Genomic DNA, 24,273 nt, shown 5'->3' on the forward strand with positions numbered 1-24,273 from the left:
TCGGTCGGGGGCTGGCCCCGGGGCCGGCGCATCCCGTACGGGCCCGGAAAACACCCGCGGGCCGCGGCGCCTGGGAGGGACCCTCAACCCGCCCGGCACCGCAGCCCGGAGTTGCATCGGCCACCGGGTGTGCGGACCCACGGACCGAGTGGGGGTGCGCGCGCAGTCAGGGCAGAGAGCGCTGCACCCCACTCCGCTCTTCTGTGCGGGAAGAGCGGAAGCTTGTGGTTGCGTCAGGGGCCTGGGCCCCACCCCGCATTGTGGACTAGACCATTATCCGATGTCCATGCGTCGGGAGATGTTTGTTCTCGTCTCTTTCTCCAACGTCCCGTCGCAGGAAAAAGTTCACCCCGGCACGGATTCGGTCCGTGCGCCGGCGGGCGCGGAGGGCCAGGCGCGCATGGCCAGTTGGGCGACCTGCTCCAGTTCCTCGGCGCTCGCACCGTCGCGGGCCTGCTGCGACATGCCCTGGAAAACGGCGGCGACATGGCGGGCCAGGACCCGGGCGTCCGCATCCGGCGGCAGGTGGCCGGCCGCGATATCGGCCCTGATCCGGCGTTCGAAATCGGCCACATTGGCGTTGCGCTGCGCCCGCAGGGACTCCTCGACCTCGGAGTTGGTGCAGTTGGTGGCCGCGTGGATCACCAGGCAGCCGTGCGGATGCCCCGGCTCGGTGAACGCGGTCGCCACCTCGCGCAGCATCCGCTCGAACCCGGCGCGGGCGGTGGTCTCGGCTTCGAGGGCGCGGCCGGCGACCGACCCGTGGGTGCGCCCGTACTCGACGAGGACCTCGGCGAAGAGCGACCGCTTGTCGCCGAACGCGGCGTACAGGCTGGGCGGCCCGATCCCCATGGCACGCGTGAGGTCGGAGACCGAGGTCGCCTCGTATCCCCGCTCCCAGAAGATCTGCAGCGCCTTCTCGAGCGCCGTGGCCCGGTCGAAGGAACGGGGGCGGCCGCGGGGCTTCGAGCCGGCCCTGGGGCCGTCGGCCTGCTGCTTGTCGGCGTGCTTCTCCACCATGGGGTGAATTCTATAGCGGGCACTAGAAATCTTGCGGTGGCGTGGGCTAGCTTTCTTTCTGTAGCGACCACTAGCGAAAAGAGGGACGCAGTCATGAGCGTGCTCGCAGGCAGGCTTACGGGGAAGACGGCGCTGGTCACGGGCGGCAGCCGGGGCATCGGACGCGGGATCGCGGAGCGGCTCGGGCGGGACGGTGCACGGGTGGCGGTGCACTACGGGAGCAACGAGACGGCGGCCAAGGAGACGGTCACGGCGATCGAGGAGGCCGGAGGTTCGGCCTTCGCGATACGGGCGGAGCTCGGGGTGCCGGGGGACGCGGCGGAGCTGTGGGCGGAGTTCGACCGACAGGCGGAGGGGCTGGACATTCTGGTCAACAACGCGGGGATAGGGGTGAGCGAGCCCTTCGCGACGCTCCAGGAGGAGGAGTACGAGCGGGTGTTCGCGGTGAACGCCAAGGCGCCGTTCTTCGTCACCCAGCTCGGTGCGCGGCGGCTGCGGGACGGCGGGCGGATCATCAATGTCTCGTCGGGGCTCTCCCATGCGTCGGTCATGCCGCATCTGGTCGCGTACGCGATGACGAAGGGTGCCCTCGACGTCTTCACCCGCGATCTGTCCAAGGTGCTCGGGCCGCGCGGGATCACGGTGAACGCGGTGGCGCCGGGCATCGTCGACACCGACATCAACGCCGACTGGCTGCGCACCAGCGACGAGGCGTGGGCGAACGCCGCCTCGATGTCCGCGCTCGGCCGGGTGGGAGCGCCGTCGGACATCGCGGATGTGGTGGCCTTCCTCGCGTCGGAGGACGGGAGGTGGGTGACCGGGCAGTGGATCGACGCGACGGGCGGGTCGCTGGCGTAGGAGCGATTGGGTCCCGCGCTTCGGGTCAGTGGGTTTCGGTGACCTTGGCCAAGGCGCGGGGGGCGTCCGGGTCCTGGCCGCGGGCGATCGTGACCTCGTAGGCGAGGAGTTGGAGGGGGAGGATTTCCAGGATGGGCTGGAGCTCTTCGGCCAGGCCGGCGGTGGGCAGCTCGAAGCCGGCCGAGGCGGCGGCGACCTGTTCGCGCGGGCCGATGACGACCAGATCGGCGCCGCGGCCGCGGAGGCGGTCGAGGACGGGCTGCAGGGCTTCGCCACCCTTGCCGTCCGTGACGACCGCGATCACCGGGGAGATGTTGTCGACCATGGCGAGCGGGCCGTGCAGCAGGTCCGCGCCGGAGTACGAGAGGGCGGGGATGTAGCTGGTCTCCATCAGCTTGAGGGCGGCTTCCTTGGCGGTCGGATAGCCGTAGCCGCGGGACGTGATGACCATGCGTTCGGCGAAGCGGTAGCGCGAGGCCAGTTGCTTCACCTCGTCCCCGCGGGCGAGGAGTTCGGCGGCCAGGTCGGGCAGTACGGCCGCCTCGGCGCCGTCGCCGCCGCGCAGGCCCTCGACGAAGAGGTAGAGCGAGAGGAGGGAGGCCGTATAGGTCTTCGTCGCGGGGAGCGCCTTCTCGGGGCCGGCGAGGATGTCGATGTGGTGCTCGGAGACCGCGGCCAACGGGGAGTCCGGGTTGTTGGTCACGGCGAGCGTGATCGCTCCGGCGTCGCGGGCCGCCTTGGTGGAGTCGACCAGGTCGGGTGAGCCACCGGACTGGCTGACCGTGATGACCAGGACATCACGCAGATCGGGGCGGGCGCCGTAGGCCGTCGTGGTGGACATGGAGGCGAGGCCGCAGGGCAGGCCGAGCCGGATCTCGAGGAGGTACTTGGCGTACAGGGCGGCGTTGTCGGAGGTGCCGCGGGCGGTGAGGAGCACGAAACGGGGGCTGCGGGCGGAGATCTGATCGGCGACGGCGCGGATCCTCGGTGCGCCCTGCTCCAGAATCCGCCGCAGCACGGTGGGCTGCTCCGCCATCTCGGCCGCCATGATCCGGCCGGCCTGCTCACTGAGGGGCGACATGCTGGGTTACCTTCCCGGGTTGGCCTTCCCTCAGTCTGCGCCGGGCGGCGCGGGTGTGCTGCCTGGTGGGGGCCATCGGCCGGGGTTGCGCCGCGCTGCCCGCGCCCGGCTGCGCTGCGGAGGCCGGGGCGGCGGCGGGGTTCGCGACGGCGTGGCACGGCGGGGCGCGGGACCGTGGCCACCGCCGCGCCACCGCCTTGCCGCGCTGTGTCTCGCCCCGCTCCGACCCACCTCGCCAAGCCGCGCCTCGCCCTTCGCCCGCGCCGCCCTTCGCCCCGCGCCGCCCCGCGCCCCGCCCTTCGCCCTCGCCGCCCGCCCCCCGCCCCTCCCCGCTCCGCGCCCGGCGCCCGGCGCCCCGCCCAGCCTGGCCCCCCCGCCCCGCCCGGGCTGACCCGCGCCGGATTCTGCGTGCACGAGCGGAGCAGTTCCGGGGGCGGGGCGGGGTCGGCTCTGTTAGATTGGTCTATACCACAACGTCATCTCTTCTCCCTTCGCCCACTCTCCAGATCGGCAGGCCCAGCGTGGAAGTTGTCATCGTCAAGGACGCCAAGGCAGGCGGCGAGCTCATCGCGGGGGCCATCGTGGACCTGCTGGCCCGCAAGCCCGACGCGCTGCTCGGCGTGGCCACCGGCTCCACCCCGCTGCCCATCTACGACGCGCTGATCGCCCAGGTGAACGCCGGTGCGGTGGACGCCTCGAAGGCGCGGATCTGCCAGCTCGACGAGTACGTGGGGCTGCCCGCGGGACACCCCGAGTCGTACCGCGCGACCGTGCTCCGCCAGGTCGTCGAGCCGCTCGGGCTGCCCGAGACGCAGTTCATGGGCCCCGACGGCAGCGCCGAGGACGTGCAGGCCGCGTGTGACGCGTATGACGAGGCGCTGGCCTCGGCTGGTGGCGTGGATCTCCAGATCCTCGGGATCGGCACCGATGGGCACATCGGGTTCAACGAGCCCTGCTCGTCGCTCGCTTCGCGTACGCGGATCAAGACGCTGATCGAGCAGACCCGGATCGACAATGCGCGGTTCTTCGACAACGACATCGACCAGGTCCCGCACCACGTGATCACCCAGGGCATCGGCACCATCCTCGACGCCCGCCACCTGGTGCTGCTCGCGACCGGCGAGGGCAAGGCCGACGCCGTGGCACAGACCGTGGAGGGCCCGATCTCCTCGCTGGTGCCCGCCTCCGCGCTGCAGCTGCACCGGCATGCGACGGTCGTGGTCGACGAGGCCGCCGCCTCCAAGCTGAAGCTGGCGGACTACTTCCGCCACGCGTTCGACAACAAGCCGGACTGGCAGGGCATTTAAGGGACGTCCCGGGCCCGGCCCCTCTCAGGGCTGGGCCCCCGGGCCTCGCTTCGGGCTCCGCCCGGCCGCCCGCCACCCCGCACTCTGGACATACGAAGTGGGCCCCCTCCGCACCGGAGGGGGCCCGCCCCCCCCCCCCCCCCCCGCGCCGGGCCCCCCGCGCCGGGGGCCCGGGCTTTTGCCGTCGAGGACGCGGGCGGTCAGGCGCCGGTGAGCACTTCCGCCGCGGCGACCCCGCACACCCGGGCCGCGCCGTACGTCGCCACGTGCAGCGCACCGCGGGGCTCGGACTGCGGCACGCCCATCTCGACCACAACGGTGTCGGGCCGTGCGGCGATCAGCGCATCAAGGGCTGAGGCCATCCACGCGTGCCGGTGCTCGTCGCGGACCACGGCCACGATGCGGCGCGAGCCCGCGGCCGCGAGCAGCGCGTCGGCCGACACCCCGTCCCCGTAGGAGCCGGTCTCCGTGCCCGGGAGCCGGCGGCCCAGTTCGGCCGCCACGCCCCAGGGCGTCTCGTCGCCGACCGCGATGTTGGCCATCGGCGTGAAGGCCGCCACGTAGGCCGGAGCGTCGAGCAGCGGACCGGAGCCCGTCACCGTGAGCGCCCGGCGGGCGGCGACCAGGCCGATGTCCGTCTGCGGCGCGCGGTCCTCCCGTACCGAAGAAGCCGTCCACTCCCCCAGCGCTCGGACCCGGGCGGCCGCGTCCGCGAGGCGCTCCTCGGGGAGTTCGCCGCTGCGGACCGCCGCGATGAGCGCGTCCCGCAGGCGCAGCACCGTGTCCTCGTCCGCGAGACCGCCGCCCACGCAGATCGCGTCGGCGCCGGCGGCGATGGCGAGGACGCTGCCGCGTTCGATGCCGTACGTCGCGGAGATGGCCTGCATCTCCATGCCGTCCGTGACGATCAGACCGTCGAAGCCCAGCTCCTCGCGCAGCAGTCCGGTGAGGATGCGGCGCGAGAGCGTGGCGGGACGTTCGGAATCCAGCGTTGGCAGCAGGATGTGCGCGCTCATGACGGCCTTGGTGCCGGCGGCGATCGCGGCGCGGAACGGCGCCAACTCCCGTTCCCGCAGCACCTCGACCGACACGTCGATGCTCGGCAGCGCGTGGTGCGAGTCGACGCTCGTGTCGCCGTGGCCCGGGAAGTGCTTGGTGCAGGCCGCGACACCGGAGGACTGCAGGCCCCGGACGTACGCGGCCGTGTGCCGGGCCACCGACGACGGATCCGCGCCGAAGGAGCGGACGCCGATGACGGGGTTGTCGGCGTTGGAGTTGACGTCCGCCGAGGGCGCCCAGTTGAGGTTGACGCCGCAGGCCGCGAGACGGCGGCCGAGCTCGGCCGCGACGTCATGGGTCAGATCGGCGTCGTCGACCGCGCCGAGCGCATGGTTGCCGGGGAACGACGAGCCGCTGCGCACCTCGAGGCGGGTGACGTCGCCGCCCTCCTCGTCGATGGCGACGAGGACTCCGTCGCGTTCGGCCCGCAACTGGGCGGTGAGCGCGGCGAGTTGCTCCGGCGTATGGATGTTGCGGCCGAACAGGCCGACCGAGTGAAGGCCTTCACCGATCCGGCGAAGCAGCCAGTCCGGGGCGCTGGTCCCGACGAAGCCGGGCTGCAGGACGGCAAGGGCGTCACGGGTCAACGTGTCGGTGCCGTGGGCGAGTGTCGTCATGTGCGGGTGTTCATCCCTTCACGGCGCCTGAGGTCAGACCGCTGACGGCCCGGCGCTGCAGGAAGACGAAGAGGATCAGGATCGGGATCGCGAACAGTGAGGACGCTGCCATGGTGGCACCCCAGTCGTCACCGAAGTTGGTCTGGAAGCGCTGCAGCCAGATCGGCAGGGTCTGCGCCTCGGCCTGCTTGTTGAGGACAAGGACGAGCGGGAACTCGTTCCAGGCCGTGATGAAGCCGAACAGCGAGGTGGCCATCAGACCGGGCGCGAGCAACGGGAAGATCACCTTGCGGAAGGCCTGCATCCGCGAGCAGCCGTCCACCATCGCCGACTCCTCCAGCTCCTTCGGAATGGCGGCGACGAAGCCGCGCAGCGTCAGGATCGTGAAGGGCAGCACCATCATCATGTAGAAGAGGGTGAGCGGGATCAGGCTGTTGAGCATGTCGGAATCGCGGACGAGGAAGTAGATCGCGATGACCATGACTTCCCAGGGCGCCATCTGCGCGACCATGAAGCCGATGATGAAGCCGCGCCGTCCCTTGAACCGCATCCGCGCCAGGGCGAACGAGCCGGCCAGCGCGATGAGCAGCGAGAAGACCACCGCGCCGACGGTGACGGTGAGCGAGTTGCGCACCAGGGTCCAGAAGTTGGGTGCGCCGAGCGCCGTGTTGAAGTGCTCGAAGGTGAAGTCGACGGGGAACCAGACCGGGTTCTCGCTGATGATGTCGATCGTCGGCTTGAAGGACGTCGCGAACATCCAGTAGACGGGGAACACGAGCCCGAGGAACAGGATGAAGGCGACCACATTGGGCCATGCGCGGCCGAACAGTGAGCGCTTCACAGCTCGTCCTCCTCTTGCTTGAGCACCAGACGCAGGTAGTACGAGGTCAGACCCAGCAGGACCAGGATCGTGAGCAGCGAGATGGCCGCGCCCACTCCGTAGTGCTGGTTGCCGACGCCCTCGATGAAGGCGTACACGGGAAGGATCTCCGTCATCCGGTCGGGGCCGCCCTCATTGATGGCGAAGACCTGGGCGAACGCCTTGAAGATCCAGATGACTTCGAGGAACGTCGTCGCGAACAGAAACGGACGCAGCGTCGGGAACGTGACGTTCGTGAAGCTCTTCCAGGCGCCGGCGCCGTCGAGCGACGCGGCCTCGTAGAGCTCCTTGGGGATGGTGGTCGTCGCGGCGTAGAGGTTGATCGCGACGAACGGTATGGACTGCCAGACGAGCAGGATCACCAGGACGGTGAAGGTGGACATCTGGCTGCCGAACCAGTTGTAGTCCGCCATGCCCTCGAAGCCCAGCTTCGCGAGGACCCAGTTGACCACCCCGTACCGGGAGGCGAAGAGCCACTGGAAGACGGTGGTGGCCGCGATGGTCGGCATGGCCCAGGCGAGCACGAGGCCCAGCAGGAGCAGCAGCCGCATCTTCTTGCCGAGCCGCGCGAGCAGCAGACCGACGAGCGTGCCGACGATCATGATCAGTACGACGTTGACGGCCGTGAACACGATCGAGCGGCCGGTGACCCGCCAGAAGTCGTCGCTGCCGAGGATCTCGGTGTAGTTCTCGACGCCGTTCCACTCGGTGAGGTGCTGGATGAGCTGGCGCATATTGAGGTTCTGGAACGACAGCAAGCCGTTCTTGACCAGCGGCCAGCCGAGCAGCACCAGGGTGGCTGCGAGGGCGGGGAGAAGCAGGAGGTACGGGGCGAGTCTGGCGCTGCGGGCACGCTTGCTCTCCTGAGTGCGCGGCCCCCCTCCCCCGTCCGACTTATGGACCTCTACCGGGCCCGTTCCCGGGCGGTCGGTCTGCACGGTCATGCTCGCCATCTCTTTCGTGGGGCGTACCGAAAGCATGCGCGTCCTGCGGGTGCGCGCACAGCGTGCCGGGGGCCGGGCCGGCGAACGGCCGGCCCCCGGCTGCGACTTACCGCTGCACTGCGGCGTCGGAGTTACTGCTCGGCGGAGCTCCGCGGTGCCGGTGCCGATGACTTCTCATCCGCACACCCGCTCACCGCGGAGACCGCGTGTCCGGCGATCCGGCGTTACTGCTTCTGCGCGAGGCGCTTGTTGAACTCTTCCTCGACCGACTTGGCGGCTTCCTCATGCGACTTTCCGTTGAGGAAGGCGGTCATGTAGGTCTTGATCGGGTTCGGGGCGTTCTCCACCGCGGCCCACTCCGCGATCAGCGGGGTGGTGCCACCGACGGCGGCGGCCGGAGCGGCGGCCTCGGCGGCCGGGTTGCCCGTCAGGTTGGACTGCAGCGACTCCTTGTTCGGGATGACGCCGTTGAGCTTGGCCAGCTGGCCCTCGAACTTGTCGGAGAGGGCGATCTTCAGGAACTCCTTCGCGAGCTCCTGCTTCTCGCTGCCCTCGGCGACCGCGAGGTTGGAGCCACCGAGGAAGACGCTCTCCGGCTTGTCGGCGGTCTCACCCGGGATGGTGAAGTAGCCGATCTCCTTCTCGATCGCCGGGTTGGCCTTGATGGCGATGCCGGCTTCCCAGCCCATGCCGATGAAGGCGCCGACCTTGCCCTTGGCGAAGACCTCACCCTGCTGCGGGGTGGCCTCGTCCTTGTCCTTGGGGGCCTTGGAGTAGTCCGCGTACTTCTTGTAGAGCTCCATGGCCTCGCCGACCTTGGGGTCGCCCAGGTTGGAGACCCACTTGTCGCCGTCCTTCTTCACGAGCTCGGCACCCTTGCCGATGGTGAGCCCGTCGAAGAAGTACCAGTTCTGGCCGGGCAGGTAGAGCGGCTCGGCCTTGCCCTTGGCCTTGATCTTGTCGAGGGCCGCGAAGAACTCGTCGCGGGTCTTGGGGACCTCGGTGACGCCGGCCTCCTTGAAGACCGCCTTGTTGTACAGGACGACGCGGTTGGCGAAGTACCACGGGGCGCCGTACTGCTTGCCGTCGAAGACCGAGGACTTGTTGAGCGACTCGGCCCACTCGCCGCCGATCTCGCTCTTGAGGTCACCGAGGTCGGCCAGGCCGCCGGTCTGGGCGTACGCCGGGGTCTGGGTGTTGCCGATCTCGAAGACGTCGGGCGGGTTCTCCTCGGAGAGCGCCGTGGTCAGCTTCTGCTGGATGCCGTTCCACTGCTGGACTTCGACCTTCAGCTTGGCGCCGGTCTTCTTCTCGAACTCGGCCGTGAGGTCCTTGACCCAGGCGTCCGGCGTGGAGCCGTCCATCGCCCAGAACGTCAGGGTCTGGCCCTTGAAGCTGTCGGGGCCTTTCTTGCCTTCGCTGCCCTTGTCGCCGCTGTCGTCCCCGCATGCGGCAATGGACATCATCATCGCTGCGACACCCGCAGCCGCAATCAGCTTGCGCTTCACGTCACCCTCCTCAGGGATCTGCCCACCCCCCTGCCCACTGCGGTGACATACGCCAAGTACTCCCGTGGGGCTGGGACCTGGTCTTTAATGGTGTAGACCAGTACGGGGAGCTTGGCCTAGACCTTTGGGGGTGTCAAGGGTGTATAAGAGGGGTCCCACATCCCGTTACCGGACCGACACCTGAGCTACAGCGACAGGCCGGGACAGGGCCGTGTCACGATGTGAGCCGCGATTAACGGAGGAGCCGGTGACGGCAGCAGCACAGGAGCCGCGCAAGAGCGTCACACTCGGCGGCCAGGAGACGGGCGGGACGGGCGGACGTATGGGCACCGAGGCGGGCGACCCCAAGAGCACACAGCGGGGCACCGCGGCGGCCGAGCCGACGAGCACCGGGCGGGCCGCCCGCGTCCCCAAGTACTACCGCCTGAAGCGGCACTTGCTCGATATGACGGAGACGCTGCCGCCGGGCACGCCCGTACCGCCGGAGCGCACGCTCGCGGCCGAGTTCGACACCTCGCGCACCACCGTGCGCCAGGCGCTGCAGGAACTGGTGGTCGAGGGCCGGCTCGAGCGGATCCAGGGCAAGGGGACCTTCGTCGCCAAGCCCAAGGTCTCCCAGTCGCTCCAACTCACCTCGTACACCGAGGACATGCGGGCCCAGGGCCTCGAACCCACCTCGCAGCTCCTCGACATCGGCTACATCACCGCCGACGACCGGCTCGCCGAACTGCTCGACATCACCACCGGCGGCCGCGTCCTGCGCATCCAGCGGCTGCGGCTCGCGAACGCGGAGCCGATGGCCATCGAGACCACGCATCTGTCGGCCAAGCGCTTCCCTGCGCTGCGCCGCTCGCTGGTCAAGTACACCTCGCTGTACACCGCGCTCGCCGAGGTCTACGACGTGCATCTCGCCGAGGCCGAGGAGACCATCGAGACCTCCCTGGCCACGCCGACCGAGGCGGCCATGCTCGGCACGGACGTGGGCCTGCCGATGCTGATGCTGTCGCGCCACTCGGTGGACGCGGAGGGCAAGCCGGTGGAGTGGGTGCGCTCGGTGTACCGCGGCGACCGGTACAAGTTCGTGGCGCGCCTGAAGCGGCCGCAGGACTAAGGCAGTTGGGCCTCTTCCGTCGCGCGGTGTAGCGCAGATCACATTCCTGCTCTACCGTCCTCCCGTCGCCGCATGAACGGGAGGGACGCCCGTGTCGACCGCAGTCACCGGCAGCAGCCCCAACAAGACCCGCTCCATCGTCATCTGGACCGTCGTCGCCCTCGTGGGCGCGGCGGGCTGGACCATGCTCGCCCTGTCGCGCGGCGAGGAGGTGTCGGCCGCCTGGATGGTGGCCGCCGCGCTCGGCTCGTACGCGATCGGTTACCGCTTCTACTCGAAGTTCATCGCGTACAAAGTCCTGAAGGTCGACAAGACGCGGGCCACTCCCGCCGAACGGCTCGACAACGGGATCGACTACCAGCCCACCGACCGCCGGGTGCTCTTCGGGCACCACTTCGCCGCGATCTCCGGCGCGGGTCCGCTGGTCGGCCCGGTGCTCGCCGCACAGATGGGCTATCTGCCCGGCACCATCTGGATCATCGCCGGCGTGATCTTCGCCGGCGCCGTCCAGGACATGGTGGTCCTGTTCTTCTCGACCCGCCGCAACGGCCGTTCGCTCGGCCAGATGGCGCGTGAGGAGATCGGCCCGGTGGGTGGCGCGGCCGCGCTGCTCGCGGTCTTCGCCATCATGATCATCCTGCTCGCGGTGCTCGCGCTCGTGGTCGTGAACGCGCTTGCCGAGTCCCCGTGGGGCACTTTCTCCATCGGGATGACCGTCCCGATCGCCCTGTTCATGGGCTTCTACCTGCGGGTGATCAGGCCCGGGCGGATCGCAGAGGTCTCGCTGATCGGCGTGGCCCTGCTGCTGCTCGCGCTGATCGCGGGCCGCTGGGTGGCCAAGTCCTCCTGGGCCGAGGCCTTCACGCTGAGCAAGGAGTCGCTGGTCATCTGGCTGGTGGCATACGCGTTCATCGCCTCCGTGCTGCCGGTGTGGATGCTGCTCGCGCCGCGCGACTATCTGTCGACCTTCATGAAGCTCGGCACCATCGGACTGCTCTTCATCGGCGTCGTGGTCGCCGCGCCCACCCTGAAGATGGACGCGGTCACGGACTTCGCCACCCAGGGCACGGGACCGGTCTTCGCCGGCTCACTCTTCCCCTTCGTGTTCATCACCATCGCCTGCGGTGCCCTGTCCGGCTTCCACTCGCTGATCTCCTCGGGCACGACGCCGAAGATGGTCGAGAAGGAGACCCAGGTCCGCATGATCGGGTACGGCTCCATGCTGTTGGAGTCGTCCGTGGCGATCATGGCCATGATCGCGGCCTGTGTGCTCGACCCGGGGCTCTACTTCGGGATGAACTCGGCGCCCGCGGTGCTCGGCGAGACCGCCCAGGACTGGGTGAACACCATCCAGGGCTGGGGCTTCAGCCTCACCGAGGCCGATATGGCGGCCTATGCGAAATCGGTCGAGGAGGCCTCGCTCTGGGGCCGAACGGGAGGGGCGCCGACCTTCGCGATCGGAGTGGCGGACATCTTCGCTTCGGTGACCGGCGACGGGATGAAGGCGTTCTGGTACCACTTCGCGATCATGTTCGAGGCGCTGTTCATCCTCACCGCCCTGGACGCCGGCACCCGCGTGGGCCGGTTCATGCTGCAGGACACCCTCGGCAATGTGTACAAGCCGCTCAAGCGCGTGAGCTGGTGGCCGGGCCTGATCGTCTGCAGCGCGATCGTGTGCGGCCTGTGGGGCTACTTCCTGTGGGTCGGCGTACGCGATCCGCTCGGCGGGATCAACCAGCTCTTCCCGCTCTTCGGCATCTCCAACCAGCTGCTCGGCGCGGTCGCCCTCACGGTCTGCACGACGCTGCTCATCAAGTCCGGGCGGCTCAAGTGGGCCTGGGTGACGGGGGTTCCGCTGATCTGGGTGGCGGTGACGACGCTCACCGCCAGCTGGCAGAAGGTGTTCTCCGGCGATCCGCGCGTCGGCTTCTTCGCGCAGGGCGACAAGGCGCAGGCGGCGATCGACAGCGGACAGCTGGAGGGCAAGGCCCTTCAGGACGCCGAGACGATCGTCACCAACACCACGGTGGACGGCGTGCTTTCGGCGCTCTTCGCGGTCCTCGTCGTCGTGGTCATCGCCGACGCGGCCCGGGTATGCATCAAGGCGATCCGTCATCCGGAGACGGTCGTCTCGCACGAGGAGCCGTACCTGGAGTCCAAGTACGTGGCTCCGGCGCAGCTGTTCCCGACCAAGGAGGAGAAGGCCGAGCTGGCGGCGGCCGGCCTCGGGTCGGGTGGCGGGCGCACCGACGGGCCGCGAGAAGAAGTGGCCCCATGACCCTGAAGGTGGCCCCAAGATCCTGAAGGTGGCCCCATGACCCTGAAGGTGACTCCATGACCGTGAAGTCCGCTACCTCCAAGATCTGGTGGTACGTACGGGAGTTGACCGGCGAGACGGCGTACGAACGCTATGTCGCTCACGTACGCAAAGACCATCCGGACGCTCCCGTGCAGAGCCGCCGCGCGTTCGAGCGGGAGCGCACCGACCAGCAGGAGGCGGATCCCCGGCAGGGGTTCCGCTGCTGCTGAGGCCGGATCCTCCGTCGCCGAGGCGGGGTCTCCACCGGCAGGCTGTTCACATACGTGGGTAAAGCCCCTGTCCGCAGACCGATATGCGGACAGGGGCTTCCGTATCCCGGTCCGGCACCCCTAGATTTCGGCCGAGTTACACGGTGATCAAGGGGACGGAGCCACCATGCCGGAGCCGGCGACGGACACAGCAAGACCACAACGGAAGATAAGCACCAAATCGGTCGTCATCTGGACGCTCGTCGGGCTGGTCGGCGCCACCGGCTGGGGAGTGCTCGCCCTCTCGCGCGGTGAGGAGATCTCGGCGGCGTGGCTGCTCGCGGCGGCCCTCGGCTCGTATGCGATCGCGTACCGCTTCTACTCGAAGTTCATCGCCAACCGGGTCCTGAAGGTCGACAAGAAGCGCGCCACCCCGGCCGAGCGCCTCGACAACGGTGTCGACTTCCACCCCACCGACCGCCGCGTGCTCTTCGGCCACCATTTCGCGGCCGTCGCGGGCGCGGGTCCGCTGGTCGGCCCGGTGCTCGCCGCACAGATGGGTTATCTGCCGGGCACCATCTGGATCGTGGCCGGCGTGATCTTCGCCGGCGCCGTCCAGGACATGGTGGTCCTGTTCTTCTCGACCCGCCGCAACGGCCGTTCGCTCGGCCAGATGGCGCGGGACGAGATCGGCCCGTTCGGCGGTGCGGCCGCGCTCGTCGCCGTATTCGCCATCATGATCATCCTGCTCGCGGTGCTCGCCCTGGTGATCGTGAACGCGCTCGTCGGCTCGCCCTGGGGTGTCTTCTCCATCGCGATGACCATCCCGATCGCCCTGTTCATGGGCGTCTACCTGCGGGTCCTGCGCCCCGGCCGGGTCACCGAGGTCTCGGTCATCGGCGTCGCACTGCTGCTCTTCGCCATCGTCGCGGGCCGTTGGGTCGCCGAATCCTCGCTCGCCGAGGCGTTCACGCTGTCCAAGGGCTCGCTGGTCATCTGGATGGTCGTCTACGGCTTCCTGGCCTCCGTACTGCCCGTATGGATGCTGCTCGCGCCGCGCGACTACCTCTCGACCTTCATGAAGGTCGGCACGATCGTGCTGCTCGCGCTCGGCGTCGTCATCGCGATGCCGACGATGAAGATGGACGCGGTCACCGACTTCGCGACCAACGGCGCGGGGCCGGTCTTCGCCGGATCGATGTTCCCGTTCGTGTTCATCACCATCGCCTGCGGTGCGCTCTCCGGCTTCCACGCCCTGGTCTCCTCCGGTACGACGCCGAAGATGATCCAGAAGGAGACGCAGGTCAGGCTCGTCGGCTACGGCTCGATGCTCACCGAGTCGTTCGTCGCGATCATGGCCGTGATCTGCGCCTGCATCCTGGAGCCGGGGCTGTACTTCGCGGTCAACTCCCCCGCGGGCGCGCTCGGTCCGACGCTCGAGTCCGCCTCCCAGTTCGTGACCGGACTCGGCTTCTCCATCACGCCCGACCAGCTCGCGCTGGCGGCGAAGGAGGTCGGCGAGCCCGCCATCACGGCCAAGACCGGTGGCGCGCCCACCTTCGCGCTCGGTATGTCGGAGATCTTCTCCGCGGTGGTCGGCGGCGCCGGGATGAAGGCGTTCTGGTACCACTTCGCGATCATGTTCGAGGCCCTGTTCATCCTCACGACCGTCGACGCCGGTACGCGCGTGGGCCGCTTCATGCTCCAGGACACCCTCGGCAACGTGTGGAAGCCGCTGCGGGACGTCTCCTGGAAGCCGGGCGTCTGGCTGACGAGCGCCGTCGTGGTCGGCGGCTGGGGCTACTTCCTGTGGGTCGGTGTGCACGACCCGCTGGGCGGCATCAACCAGCTGTTCCCGCTCTTCGGTATCGCCAACCAGCTGCTCGCGGCGGTCGCCCTCGCCGTCTGCACGACCCTGCTCATCAAGTCGGGCCGCCTCAAGTGGGCCTGGGTGACCGGCATTCCGCTCGCGTGGGACGCGGCGGTCACGCTGACCGCGAGCTGGCAGAAGGTGTTCTCGGACGATGTGAAGGTCGGCTTCTTCGCCCAGCGCAACGAGTACCAGGAAGCACTCGACAAGGGCCTCACGAAGTACAAGACGGCGCAGAGCCGGGACGCCATGGAGACGGTCGTCACCAACTCCACCGTGGACGGCGTCCTCGCCGCGATCTTCGCGATCCTGATCATCATCGTCCTGGCCGACGCGACCCGCGTCTGCATCAAGGCGATCCGCAACCCGGGTACGGCGGAACTCAAGGAAGCCGAGTACGTCGAGTCCAAGATCGTGGCACCGGCGGGTCTGTGGCCGACGGCCGAGGAGAAGGCGGAGCTTGCGGCGGCGGGCGCCACAGGCGCTGACAAGGACTCCGGCGGTACGCCGGTGGCGGCCGGGAAGCCCTGATGACGCTCCTCAAGGAGATCCGCTACTGGTGGCGCGAGCTGTCGGGCGAATCGGTGTACGACCGGTACGCAGCCCACGCCCGCTCCCACGGCCAAGTCCCCAAGTCCCGGCGTGAGTTCGAACGGGACCGGACGGACGCCAGGGAGGCGGACCCGCGGGAGGGGTTCCGGTGCTGCTGAGCAGCGCGTAAGGGGGTGGCCCCCGGTGCGAGAGGTTCGCGCACCGGGGCCGCTGCCGTTGCCGGACGGCCCGTACGGCCGGGTAAATCCGTCGACAACGCCCCCGGTGCCCGGCAAGGTGGTCGCCCGTGACCAGCAGTGAACTGTGGACCCGCGCGACCGCCGAACGCTACGACGCCGAAGAGACCGGGATGTCCTCGGCCGCCGTACTCGGACCGACCCTCGACTTCCTCGCCGAACTCGCCGGAGACGGCCGGGCGTTGGAGTTCGCCATCGGGACGGGACGCGTCGGCGTCCCGCTCAGCGAGCGCGGCGTACCGGTGGCGGGCATCGAGCTGTCCGAGCCCATGGCAGCGGTACTGCGCCGCAAGGCCGACGAGGAGACCCTCCCGGTGACCATGGGAGACATGGCCACCACCGTCGTCCCCGGCGCGTTCTCCCTGGTCTACCTCGTCTACAACACGATCACGAACCTGCTCACCCAGGACGAGCAGGTCGCATGCTTCCGCAACGCGGCCCGCCATCTCGCGCCCGGCGGCCGTTTCGTCATCGAACTGGGCGTGCCGCCGCTGCGCTTCCTGCCACCGGGCCAGGTCGCGGTGCCGTTCGACGTCTCCGAACGCCATCTCGGCTTCGACACCTTCGACCTGGTCGAGCAGATCCTCGTCTCGCACCACTTCACCCGGGACGGCGACGACGGCCGCTACCGGCGCGAGAACTCCCGCCACCGGTACGCCTGGCCGGCCGAACTCGACCTGATGGCCAAGCTCGCCGGCCTGGAACTGGAGAAGCGCGTCGCGGACTGGAACGGATCCCCGTTCACCCAGGAGTCCGCGAAGCACATCTCCGTCTGGCGCAAGCCGGCTTGAACGGCATCCGCCTCCGTCGGCGCCCCCGCCGACTAGAACTCGTCGTCGAACGACACCGAGCCCTCCACCGCCACCTGGTACGCCGACGGCCGGCGCTCGAAGAAGTTGGTCAGCTCCTGGACGCCCTGGAGTTCCATGAAGGAGAAGGGGTTCTCGGAACCGTAGACAGGGGCCAGCCCCAGGCGGCGCAGGCGGTCGTCCGCCACGCACTCCAGGTACTGACGCATCGAGTCCGTGTTCATCCCGGGGAGCCCGTCGCCGCACAGGTCGCGGCCGAACTGCAGCTCGGCGTCCACGGCCTCGGCCAGCATCGCGCGGATCTCGTCTTCGAGCTGCTCGTCAAAGAGCTCCGGCTCTTCCTTGCGGACCGTGTCGACCACTTCGAAGGCGAAGCTCATGTGGCAGGTTTCGTCCCGGAACACCCAGTTGGTCCCCGTGGCGAGCCCATGCAGCAGCCCCCGCGAGCGGAACCAGTACACGTACGCGAAAGCCCCGTAGAAGAAGAGCCCCTCGATGCAGGCCGCGAAGCAGATCAGGTTGAGGAGGAAGCGGCGGCGGTCGGCCTTGGACTCCAGGCGGTCGATCGATTCGACCGAGTCCATCCACTTGAAACAGAACTCCGCCTTCTCCTTGATCGAGGGAATGTTCTCGACCGCCGCGAAGGCCGCCGCCCGGTCCTCCGGATCGGGCAGGTAGGTGTCCAGGAGCGTCAAGTAGAACTGGACGTGCACGGCCTCCTCGAAGAGCTGGCGCGAGAGATAGAGCCGCGCCTCCGGGGAGTTGATGTGCTTGTAGAGCGTCAGGACCAGGTTGTTCGCCACGATCGAGTCGCCCGTCGCGAAGAACGCGACAAGGCGGCCGATCATGTGCTGCTCGCCGGGCGAGAGCTTCGCGAGGTCGGAGACGTCGGAGTGGAGGTCGACCTCCTCGACGGTCCAGGTGTTCTTGATCGCGTCCCGGTAGCGCTCGTAGAAGTCCGGGTAGCGCATGGGGCGGAGGGTCAGTTCGAAGCCCGGGTCGAGCAGGTTCTTGACGGCGGATTCGGGTGCGGTGGTCATTACTGGCAGGCCTCGCAGGACTCGGGGTTCTCCAGGGAGCAGGCGAGCGCTTCTTCGTCGGTCGTCTGCTGAGCTGGCGTTTGCTGGACGGGCGTCTGCTGGACGGGCAGAGGGGCGGCCTCCGTACGGACGCCGCCGGCCGCGCGGGCGATCCTCGTCGCCGGGCGCGAGCGCAGGTAGTACGTGGTCTTCAGGCCCTGCTTCCAGGCGTACGCGTACATCGAGCTCAACTTGCCGATGGTGGGCGTCTCGAGGAAGAGGTTCAGGGACTGCGACTGGTCGAGGAAGGGGGTGCGGGCGGCGGCCATGTCGATCAGACCGCGCTGCGGGATCTCCCAGGCGGTGCGGTAGAGGGCGCGTACGTCCGCGGGGATCCGATTCAGGCCCTGGACCGAGCCGTTGGACTCGCGCAGCGCCTCGCGGGTCTGGGCGTCCCAGATGCCGAGCGCCTTCAGCTCGTCGACCAAGTAGGCGTTGACCTGGAGGAATTCGCCGCTCAGCGTCTCGCGCTTGAAGAGGTTGGAGACCTGGGGCTCGATGCACTCGTAGACGCCGGCGATGGAGGCGATGGTGGCGGTCGGTGCGATGGCCAGGAGGAGGGAGTTGCGCATGCCGGTCGACGCGATGCGCTCGCGCAGGGCCGCCCAGCGCTCGGGCCACTGCGGTGAGACGTCGTAGTGGTCGGGGTGCAGGACTCCACGGGCGGCGCGGGTCTTGTCCCAGGCGGGCAGCGGGCCTTCGCGTTCGGCGAGGTCGCAGGAGGCCTCGTAGGCCGCGAGCATGATGCGTTCGGCGATACGGGTGGACAGGGCGCGCGCCTCGGGTGAGTCGAAGGGCAGGCGGAGCTTGAAGAAGACGTCCTGCAGTCCCATCGCGCCGAGGCCGACGGGGCGCCAGCGGGCGTTGGAGCGGCCGGCCTGCTCCGTCGGGTAGAAGTTGATGTCGACTACCCGGTCGAGGAAGGTGACGGCCGTGCGGACGGTCTCGTCGAGCCGGTCCCAGTCCAGGTCGCCGGACGCGAGCACGAACGAGCCGAGGTTGACCGAGCCCAGGTTGCAGACGGCCGTCTCCCCGTCGTCCGTCACCTCAAGGATCTCGGTGCACAGGTTCGAGGAGTGGACGGTGTGGCCGGGCTCCGCGGTCTGGTTGGCGGTGCGGTTGGCGGCGTCCTTGAAGGTCATCCAGCCGTTGCCGGTCTGCGCGAGGGTGCGCATCATGCGCCCGTACAAGTCGCGGGCCGGAATGGTCTTCTGGGCCAGTCCTGCGGCCTCCGCCTTCCGGTACGCGGCGTCGAACCCGTCGCCCCACAGGTCCACGAGCTCGGGCACGTCGGCCGGCGAGAACAGCGACCAGTCGCCGCCGGACTCGACGCGGCGCATGAACTCGTCGGGGATCCAGTGCGCGAGGTTGAGGTTGTGGGTGCGGCGGGCGTCCTCGCCGGTGTTGTCGCGCAGTTCGAGGAACTCCTCGATGTCCGCGTGCCAGGTCTCCAGGTAGACGGCCGCGGCGCCCTTGCGCCGGCCGCCCTGGTTCACGGCGGCGACGGAGGCGTCGAGGGTCTTGAGGAACGGGACGATGCCGTTGGAGTGCCCGTTCGTGCCGCGGATCAGTGAACCGCGGGCGCGGATACGGGAGTACGCGAGCCCGATGCCGCCGGCGTGCTTGGAGAGGCGGGCCACCTGGTGGTAGCGGTCGTAGATCGAGTCGAGCTCGTCGAGGGGCGAGTCGAGCAGGTAGCAGGAGGACATCTGCGGGTGGCGGGTGCCGGAGTTGAAGAGGGTCGGCGAGGACGGCAGGTAGTCCAGGCGGCTCATCAGGCCGTACAGGGCGGCCACTTCGTCCACGGCGCCGGCCGACTCGTCGGCGGCGAGTCCGGCGGCCACCCGCAGCATGAAGTGCTGGGGGGTCTCGATGACCTTGCGGGTGATCGGGTGGCGCAGGAGGTAGCGGGAGTAGACCGTGCGCAGGCCGAAGTAGCCGAAGCGGTCGTCGGCGTCCGCGTCGATCAGTGCGTCGAGGCGGGCGTGGTGGGTCCAGGTGAACTCGGCGGTCCGGTCGGCGATCAGGCCTTCGCGGTGGCCGGCCGAGACGGACTCGGTGAAGGTGCGTACCCCCTGCGAGGCGGCTTCGGCGGCGATGGTGAGCGTGAGCAGGCGGGCGGCGAGCCGGGAGTACGCGGGGTCGTCGGCGATCAGTCCGGCGGCCGCTTCCGTGGCCAGTTCCCGCAGTTCGGCCTCGTCGGCCCGGGTGCTGCGGCCGCGGAGCGCGGCGGCGGCGACCCGGCCGGGGTCGGCGGCGGGGAGGTCGGCGGTCAGCTCGGTGAGGGTCCGCAGCAGGGCTGTGCCGGGCTGGTCGGCTGCTTCCTGTGCGCTCTGCTCACCGGCTTCGGCCCGGACGGTGGCGGGATCCACGGGCGCGATGGTCACGGGGGTGCACTCCTCGCTCGGCTCTGGGCCGTACGGCGAGGGGGGCGTGCACGAGGCGTGCGCGGGCAGGGCGCACCACTCCGCGTCCACCGGCCCATTCCGCGAGGCCCGGACGTCAACGGCACCCGGACCGGTCGGCTCGGGTGCGCTCTCGGCAGGTGCTCGGACTCACGGGGCGCCCTGTGCGGACGCCTCGTTCACCGTTGCGGGACAGTTCCGGACTTGCACCGGATTCCCCTGCGACGACAGCGAGGTTGAGCATACATGTTGTGGTGGCCGTCTTCGGTAAGCCCACATGTTGTGTTGGCGGCGGGGCCTTCTCGTCGCCCGGTTGCGGGCCTTCGCGACTCAGAGCGTCAGCACGTACGTGATCAGCATCAGGTCGTCACGGTCCGCGAGCGGATTCCAGTCCCGCTCCGGCGTCCGTACGAAGCCGAGCCGTTCGTAGATGCGGTGGGCGCTGTGCATCATGTGCTGGGTCGAGAGCGCGACGCCGGTGCAGCCGGCCGCCCGTGCCCGGTCGACGCAGGCCCGCACCAGGGCCTCGCCCGCGCCGCGCCCGCGCCCGAAGGGGGCGATGGCCAGCGCACGGAACTCCGCCTCGCCCGGCCGGGAGACCTGGGCTTGCGGAGTTCCGTACAGCGCGAAGGTGACGCCGCCGAGCAGCCGGTCGCCGTCGACCGCGACCAGGACCTCGGAGGTCGCGGCGCGGCCCGCCACGTCGCGCAGGGTCGGGATGTACGGGTCTTCCTCGCCGTAGTCGAGCAGGCCGTCGGCCAGGTAGACCTGGACGGTGAGGTCGCCGAGCGGGGCGTACTCCTCGGGCAGCGCGGGCCTGATGGTGAAGTCCATGGCCGCATTCTGCCGTCCTGGGAGCGGGGCGGATCAATCGGATTACGCGGCCCAGGAGTGCGCGGCACGGGAGTGCGCGGCACGGGAGTGCGCGGCACGCTCCGCGCCGTGGCGCGCGGGGAGCAGGTGGATGCGGGCGGATCGGGGCGCCTGCTGCCCGGCCCGCTTCAACTGCCGGTCGATACGGCGGTCTTGGATGTGGCCGAGGAGCGAGGGCGCCGTGAGGAGGGCGAAGAGGACGAGGACGGTGAACCAGTCGAGGAGGGCGTTTGTGTTCATGTCTCTACGATCCCGCGTTCGGCCGGCCGCGAGCAGTGGCAGGACCGTCATACACCCTCGATTTCCTGCCAGTTACGCGACACACTGGCAGACATGCTGAAAAACGTTGCCGCAGTGCTGCTCGACGGAGTGCATCCCTTCGAACTCGGCGTGGTCTGCGAGGTGTTCGGCCTCGACCGCAGCGACGAAGGGCTGCCGGTGTACGACTTCGCGGTGGCCTCCGCGGACGGCCCCGAGCTGTCCACGCACGCCGGGTTCACGATCACCGTGGCGCACGGCCTGGAGCGGCTCGAAGAGGCCGATCTGATCGCGATACCGGCGGGGCAGGCGTATGTGAACCGGGAGTTCCCCGAGGAGCTGATCGCCGCGCTGCACAGGGCGATCGACCGGGGAGCGCGGATCCTCTCCGTCTGCTCGGGGGTCTTCGTGCTCGGCGCCGCGGGGCTGCTGGACGGGCGCGGCTGCGCGGTGCACTGGAAGCATGCGCAGGAGCTGGCGATCCGCTATCCGCGAGCGCGGGTCGAGCCCGATGTCCTGTACGTGGACGACGGCCCGGTGATCACCTCGGCCGGTACGGCGGCCGGGATCGACGCGTGCCTGCACATCGTGCGCCAGGAGCACGGCACGGAGGTCGCCAACGCGATCGCCCGGCGCATGGTCGTACCGCCTCATCGGGACGGCGGCCAGGCGCAGTTCGTGTCCCGCCCCCTGCCGCGTACGGCCTGCGACACGGTGGGCGGCGTCCTGGCGTGGATGGAGCGGCATCTCGACGAGGAGATCACCGTCGAGCAGCTCGCGGAGCGGGCGCTGATGTCGCCGCGGACCTTCGCGCGGCGCTTCAAGGAGGAGACCGGTACGACGCCGTACCGGTGGCTGCTTCGCCAACGGCTGCTGCTTGCCCAGGAGTTGCTGGAGGGCTCGGCGGAGACGGTGGACGCGGTCGCGGGGCGCGCCGGCTTCGGGAACGCGGCGGCGCTGCGCCATCAGTTCCTGCGCGCGCTGGGCACGACGCCGCACGCGTACCGGCGGACGTTCCAGGGGCCGGCCCGCGCTGCCTGAACTCCCTTCAGGCAGCGCGGACTTCAGGAGTCACTCGTTGGGGACGACCGGGTAGCGGGGCGTGCCCTCTTCCATCTGGCGCAGGGCGTCCTTGCGGTCGCGCTTCGACAGCCGGTCGATGTACAGGTAGCCGTACAGGTGATCCGTCTCGTGCTGCAGACAGCGCGCGAAGTAGCCGGTGCCGCGGACCTTGATCGGGTTGCCCTTCTCGTCCTGGCCCGTGACCTCGGCGTAGTCGGGGCGGGCGAGGGAGACATAGGCCGTCGGTACGGAGAGGCAGCCCTCGTTGGCGTCGTCGAGCACGCGGCGGGCCGCCGGGGGCTCGACGGGCACGGGGTTGGCGGCGGCGCCGGTGGGGCGGGCGGCCTGGGCCGCGGGGCAGGCGTAGACGAAGACCTTCTTGTCGACGCCGATCTGGTTGGCGGCCAGGCCCACGCCCTCGGCCGTGCGCTGGCTGGCGAACATGTCGTCGACCAGCTGCGCCAGCTCGTCGTCGAACTCCGTGACGTCCTTGCACTCCTTGTGCAGCACGGGGTTGCCGACCACCGTGATCGGGCGGGACGTACCCCGCTCCCGGTAGGCGGTCTCGCGCTCCTCGCAGTCCTCCGAGTCGATGACGTATCCCTCGTCGTCGACAGGGAGCACGCCGCCCGCCTGCTGCTGTTCGGTCATTCCGCCGTATGCCTTCCTCGACAGTCCACGTGATGCCCCAAGCCTACGGGCACCCCACGGTGCCGCGTCAGCAGACCTCTGCGGCCGGGATCAACAGACCTCTTCGAGATCCCGCCAGTCCCGGGAGTCCGGGCTGTCCGCGACCCAGCCGTCGAGCAGGCCCCGTACGAGACCGGGAGGCGCCGCGATACCGCACTCGCGCTCAGGCACCCACAGGGCGCCGGCGGTGCGATGGCCGAGCGGTCCGGGGTGGCCGGGCTCGCTGTGGTCGTGCGGGTCGAGGTGCTCGCCGTCGCCCTCGTCGGAGGGCATCCGGGACTCGGAGCACATGCGGCAGAGCAGCCGTACGGAGGAGGACCAGTCCTCGGCGGCGAACCCGGCGTCGGCGGCCAGCTTCTCCAGGGCGTCGCGGTCGGCCTCGGTGGCGGCCTCGAGCAGCACGACCCAGGTGGGTACGGGGGACGGCGCCCAGAGCTCGATCTCGTCGAACACGGGGAAGGACTGGCCGGCCGCCGTGGTGCGCTCGCCGTGGGGTACGCCGTCGTGCAGGACGACCTCGCCCCAGCGGCGGCCGCTGCTGGGCAGCGGGATGGACAGGACCTCGATCCGTGCCGGGTCGAGCCGGCGTCCCCAGACGACCTCGGCCTCGCCCTCGGGCGAGAGGCGTACGGCGGCGCTGCCCAGCTCCATGCCGAGCGGTTCGCCCGAGCCCACGGCGCCGCCGGGGACCTTCAGGCCGTACGCCTGCCAGGCGCGGCGGGCCAGGGGCCAGTCCTGGAGTGCGGTGGCGGCGATGCCGACGTTCCACCAGTCGGGGGCGCCGGTCTCGCGGTCGAGGAGGGCCACGGCGCGCAGTCCCGCGGCGCGGGCCTGTTCCCAGTCGTGGCGGAACTTGTGCAGCAGCGCGAGGTTGAACCAGGACTCGGACAGCCAGGGCTCGAGGTCGGCGGCGCGTGTCAGGAGCGCGCCGGCGTCCTCGTACCGGCCGTCGCCGATGAGCGTGAACGCGCGGTCGGTGGCCTGCCGCCATGAGGCGGAGGGCCGGTGCCGTCCCTTGCCGAAGATCCTCACGATTCCCGCCTGCGGTCGGTGTCCCTGGCGCGCCCCGTCGCGGCCGTGTCCGTCGTGCTGCCTTGCCGTCTTGCGTACATTCGCATCCAACCATGCCGGGTTGGAAGGCCGCTCATTACCCATGGGTTACCCGTCCCTCGGGGCCCGCACCCGTACGGTGCCCGTCTCCGGCGGGGCTACGCCCCTCGCTTGCTGCTCCGTCACTTCTCGACGGGTGGGATACGGCACGTATCGGTCACCCTTGGTTGCCTCGTCCTGCGGTAGCTGGTGGTTGCTTCGCCTCCTGGGCGTCGGTCGCGCGGCGCGTGCGGTTCGTTATGGGGTCGGGGTGGCGCGCTTGCTCCCCTGCCCCCCTGCTCGTCGCGCATGTGGTTTCGTCTGGGGGCGGGGCCGGGATGGGGTGGTTGCTCCCCCGCCCCTGCTCGCGCGCCTGCGGTTTCGTTGTGGGTCGGGGCCGGGGTGGGGTGCTTGCTCATTCGGGCAATGGCACCGTTCCCGCGAAGGGTCACCGCCG

General features: G+C 69.7%; 21 protein-coding genes and 1 riboswitch. Of the genes, 9 read left to right on the top strand and 12 right to left on the bottom strand.

Annotation, left to right across the window (positions count from 1 at the left end):
* Positions 1 to 345 precede the first annotated feature (345 nt).
* Positions 346 to 1,020, bottom strand: coding sequence for a TetR/AcrR family transcriptional regulator (locus JAO81_RS30555; protein ID WP_199551193.1), 675 nt, complete (start codon positions 1,018 to 1,020; stop codon positions 346 to 348).
* Between the two features lie 93 nt (positions 1,021 to 1,113).
* Here JAO81_RS30555 and JAO81_RS30560 point away from each other — a divergent pair, with 93 nt between their 5' ends.
* Positions 1,114 to 1,878: an SDR family oxidoreductase gene (locus tag JAO81_RS30560; protein WP_199551194.1), complete on the top strand. Its 765-nt coding sequence runs from the start codon at positions 1,114 to 1,116 to the stop codon at positions 1,876 to 1,878.
* Positions 1,879 to 1,903: 25 nt separating this feature from the next.
* Here JAO81_RS30560 and JAO81_RS30565 read toward each other — a convergent pair whose 3' ends face one another.
* Positions 1,904 to 2,959 (bottom strand): SIS domain-containing protein, encoded by a 1,056-nt coding sequence (locus tag JAO81_RS30565; RefSeq protein WP_199551195.1) that lies wholly within the window; start codon positions 2,957 to 2,959, stop codon positions 1,904 to 1,906.
* 521 nt (positions 2,960 to 3,480) lie between these two features.
* On the opposite strand from JAO81_RS30565, the gene nagB reads away from it, so the two are divergent.
* On the top strand, positions 3,481 to 4,266 hold the full coding sequence (nagB, locus tag JAO81_RS30570) for a glucosamine-6-phosphate deaminase (RefSeq protein ID WP_199551196.1): 786 nt from the start codon (positions 3,481 to 3,483) through the stop codon (positions 4,264 to 4,266).
* A gap of 200 nt (positions 4,267 to 4,466) precedes the next feature.
* Here the strand turns inward: nagB and JAO81_RS30575 are convergent, their stop codons facing one another.
* The 4 genes from JAO81_RS30575 to JAO81_RS30590 all read right to left on the bottom strand — a co-directional run bounded on the left by JAO81_RS30575 (position 4,467) and on the right by JAO81_RS30590 (position 9,274).
* Positions 4,467 to 5,942 carry a glycoside hydrolase family 3 protein gene (locus JAO81_RS30575; protein ID WP_199551197.1) on the bottom strand — a complete coding sequence of 492 codons (1,476 nt, stop codon included), beginning with the start codon at positions 5,940 to 5,942 and terminating at the stop codon, positions 4,467 to 4,469.
* 10 nt (positions 5,943 to 5,952) lie between these two features.
* Positions 5,953 to 6,783: a carbohydrate ABC transporter permease gene (locus JAO81_RS30580; RefSeq protein WP_165336897.1), complete on the bottom strand. Its 831-nt coding sequence runs from the start codon at positions 6,781 to 6,783 to the stop codon at positions 5,953 to 5,955.
* On the bottom strand, positions 6,780 to 7,766 hold the full coding sequence (locus JAO81_RS30585; protein WP_199551198.1) for a carbohydrate ABC transporter permease: 987 nt from the start codon (positions 7,764 to 7,766) through the stop codon (positions 6,780 to 6,782). The genes JAO81_RS30580 and JAO81_RS30585 overlap by 4 nt, the downstream gene beginning before the upstream one ends.
* Before the next feature lie 224 nt (positions 7,767 to 7,990).
* Positions 7,991 to 9,274, bottom strand: a complete 1,284-nt coding sequence (locus tag JAO81_RS30590) for an extracellular solute-binding protein (RefSeq protein ID WP_199551199.1) — start codon at positions 9,272 to 9,274, stop codon at positions 7,991 to 7,993.
* Positions 9,275 to 9,596: 322 nt separating this feature from the next.
* Here JAO81_RS30590 and JAO81_RS30595 point away from each other — a divergent pair, with 322 nt between their 5' ends.
* The 6 genes from JAO81_RS30595 (at position 9,597) to JAO81_RS30620 (ending at position 16,342) form a co-directional block, all read left to right on the top strand.
* The gene (locus tag JAO81_RS30595) at positions 9,597 to 10,385 is read left to right on the top strand and encodes a GntR family transcriptional regulator (RefSeq protein ID WP_233416144.1); all 789 of its coding nucleotides are present in this window, start codon (positions 9,597 to 9,599) and stop codon (positions 10,383 to 10,385) included.
* Between the two features lie 184 nt (positions 10,386 to 10,569).
* Entirely contained in the window at positions 10,570 to 12,663 is a 2,094-nt protein-coding gene (locus JAO81_RS30600) for a carbon starvation CstA family protein (RefSeq protein WP_199551218.1), read from the top strand.
* 56 nt (positions 12,664 to 12,719) lie between these two features.
* Positions 12,720 to 12,914 (top strand): YbdD/YjiX family protein, encoded by a 195-nt coding sequence (locus tag JAO81_RS30605; protein WP_199551201.1) that lies wholly within the window; start codon positions 12,720 to 12,722, stop codon positions 12,912 to 12,914.
* Between the two features lie 166 nt (positions 12,915 to 13,080).
* Positions 13,081 to 15,294, top strand: coding sequence for a carbon starvation CstA family protein (locus JAO81_RS30610; RefSeq protein WP_199551202.1), 2,214 nt, complete (start codon positions 13,081 to 13,083; stop codon positions 15,292 to 15,294).
* Complete coding sequence (locus JAO81_RS30615) at positions 15,294 to 15,473, top strand: YbdD/YjiX family protein (protein WP_199551203.1); 180 nt, start codon at positions 15,294 to 15,296, stop codon at positions 15,471 to 15,473. The genes JAO81_RS30610 and JAO81_RS30615 overlap by 1 nt, the downstream gene beginning before the upstream one ends.
* 128 nt (positions 15,474 to 15,601) lie before the next feature.
* Positions 15,602 to 16,342, top strand: a complete 741-nt coding sequence (locus tag JAO81_RS30620) for a class I SAM-dependent methyltransferase (protein ID WP_199551204.1) — start codon at positions 15,602 to 15,604, stop codon at positions 16,340 to 16,342.
* A 32-nt stretch (positions 16,343 to 16,374) separates the two neighbouring features.
* Here the strand turns inward: JAO81_RS30620 and JAO81_RS30625 are convergent, their stop codons facing one another.
* The 4 genes from JAO81_RS30625 to JAO81_RS30640 all read right to left on the bottom strand — a co-directional run bounded on the left by JAO81_RS30625 (position 16,375) and on the right by JAO81_RS30640 (position 20,957).
* Complete coding sequence (locus tag JAO81_RS30625; RefSeq protein WP_199551205.1) at positions 16,375 to 17,400, bottom strand: ribonucleotide-diphosphate reductase subunit beta; 1,026 nt, start codon at positions 17,398 to 17,400, stop codon at positions 16,375 to 16,377.
* Positions 17,400 to 19,826 carry a ribonucleoside-diphosphate reductase subunit alpha gene (locus tag JAO81_RS30630; protein ID WP_199551206.1) on the bottom strand — a complete coding sequence of 809 codons (2,427 nt, stop codon included), beginning with the start codon at positions 19,824 to 19,826 and terminating at the stop codon, positions 17,400 to 17,402. Before JAO81_RS30630 ends, JAO81_RS30625 begins: the two co-directional genes overlap by 1 nt.
* A gap of 135 nt (positions 19,827 to 19,961) precedes the next feature.
* A riboswitch (cobalamin riboswitch) is annotated at positions 19,962 to 20,094 on the bottom strand.
* An 80-nt stretch (positions 20,095 to 20,174) separates the two neighbouring features.
* On the bottom strand, positions 20,175 to 20,678 hold the full coding sequence (locus tag JAO81_RS30635) for a GNAT family N-acetyltransferase (RefSeq protein WP_199551207.1): 504 nt from the start codon (positions 20,676 to 20,678) through the stop codon (positions 20,175 to 20,177).
* Positions 20,679 to 20,720: 42 nt separating this feature from the next.
* Positions 20,721 to 20,957: a hypothetical protein gene (locus tag JAO81_RS30640; protein ID WP_199551208.1), complete on the bottom strand. Its 237-nt coding sequence runs from the start codon at positions 20,955 to 20,957 to the stop codon at positions 20,721 to 20,723.
* A 93-nt stretch (positions 20,958 to 21,050) separates the two neighbouring features.
* On the opposite strand from JAO81_RS30640, the gene JAO81_RS30645 reads away from it, so the two are divergent.
* The gene (locus JAO81_RS30645) at positions 21,051 to 22,016 is read left to right on the top strand and encodes a helix-turn-helix domain-containing protein (RefSeq protein ID WP_199551209.1); all 966 of its coding nucleotides are present in this window, start codon (positions 21,051 to 21,053) and stop codon (positions 22,014 to 22,016) included.
* 30 nt (positions 22,017 to 22,046) lie between these two features.
* On the opposite strand, the gene def is transcribed toward JAO81_RS30645, so the two are convergent.
* Positions 22,047 to 22,688 (bottom strand): peptide deformylase, encoded by a 642-nt coding sequence (gene def, locus JAO81_RS30650; protein ID WP_199551210.1) that lies wholly within the window; start codon positions 22,686 to 22,688, stop codon positions 22,047 to 22,049.
* 90 nt (positions 22,689 to 22,778) lie between these two features.
* Entirely contained in the window at positions 22,779 to 23,759 is a 981-nt protein-coding gene (locus JAO81_RS30655; RefSeq protein WP_165335849.1) for a hypothetical protein, read from the bottom strand.
* Positions 23,760 to 24,273: the final 514 nt, after the last annotated feature.

The sequence above is a fragment of the Streptomyces sp. N35 genome (genome assembly GCF_016464295.1).
Taxonomy (GTDB): domain Bacteria; phylum Actinomycetota; class Actinomycetes; order Streptomycetales; family Streptomycetaceae; genus Streptomyces.

Bases quoted from the DNA above. Each gene is read 5' to 3' on its own strand.
- JAO81_RS30555 (WP_199551193.1), bottom strand. From the start codon at position 1,020: ATGGTGGAGAAGCACGCCGACAAGCAGCAGGCCGACGGCCCCAGGGCC.
- JAO81_RS30560 (WP_199551194.1), top strand. From the start codon at position 1,114: ATGAGCGTGCTCGCAGGCAGGCTTACGGGGAAGACGGCGCTGGTCACG.
- JAO81_RS30565 (WP_199551195.1), bottom strand. From the start codon at position 2,959: ATGTCGCCCCTCAGTGAGCAGGCCGGCCGGATCATGGCGGCCGAGATG.
- JAO81_RS30575 (WP_199551197.1), bottom strand. From the start codon at position 5,942: ATGACGACACTCGCCCACGGCACCGACACGTTGACCCGTGACGCCCTT.
- JAO81_RS30585 (WP_199551198.1), bottom strand. From the start codon at position 7,766: ATGACCGTGCAGACCGACCGCCCGGGAACGGGCCCGGTAGAGGTCCAT.
- JAO81_RS30595 (WP_233416144.1), top strand. From the start codon at position 9,597: ATGGGCACCGAGGCGGGCGACCCCAAGAGCACACAGCGGGGCACCGCG.
- JAO81_RS30600 (WP_199551218.1), top strand. From the start codon at position 10,570: ATGCTCGCCCTGTCGCGCGGCGAGGAGGTGTCGGCCGCCTGGATGGTG.
- JAO81_RS30605 (WP_199551201.1), top strand. From the start codon at position 12,720: ATGACCGTGAAGTCCGCTACCTCCAAGATCTGGTGGTACGTACGGGAG.
- JAO81_RS30610 (WP_199551202.1), top strand. From the start codon at position 13,081: ATGCCGGAGCCGGCGACGGACACAGCAAGACCACAACGGAAGATAAGC.
- JAO81_RS30615 (WP_199551203.1), top strand. From the start codon at position 15,294: ATGACGCTCCTCAAGGAGATCCGCTACTGGTGGCGCGAGCTGTCGGGC.
- JAO81_RS30625 (WP_199551205.1), bottom strand. From the start codon at position 17,400: ATGACCACCGCACCCGAATCCGCCGTCAAGAACCTGCTCGACCCGGGC.
- JAO81_RS30635 (WP_199551207.1), bottom strand. From the start codon at position 20,678: ATGGACTTCACCATCAGGCCCGCGCTGCCCGAGGAGTACGCCCCGCTC.
- JAO81_RS30640 (WP_199551208.1), bottom strand. From the start codon at position 20,957: ATGAACACAAACGCCCTCCTCGACTGGTTCACCGTCCTCGTCCTCTTC.
- JAO81_RS30645 (WP_199551209.1), top strand. From the start codon at position 21,051: ATGCTGAAAAACGTTGCCGCAGTGCTGCTCGACGGAGTGCATCCCTTC.
- def (WP_199551210.1), bottom strand. From the start codon at position 22,688: ATGACCGAACAGCAGCAGGCGGGCGGCGTGCTCCCTGTCGACGACGAG.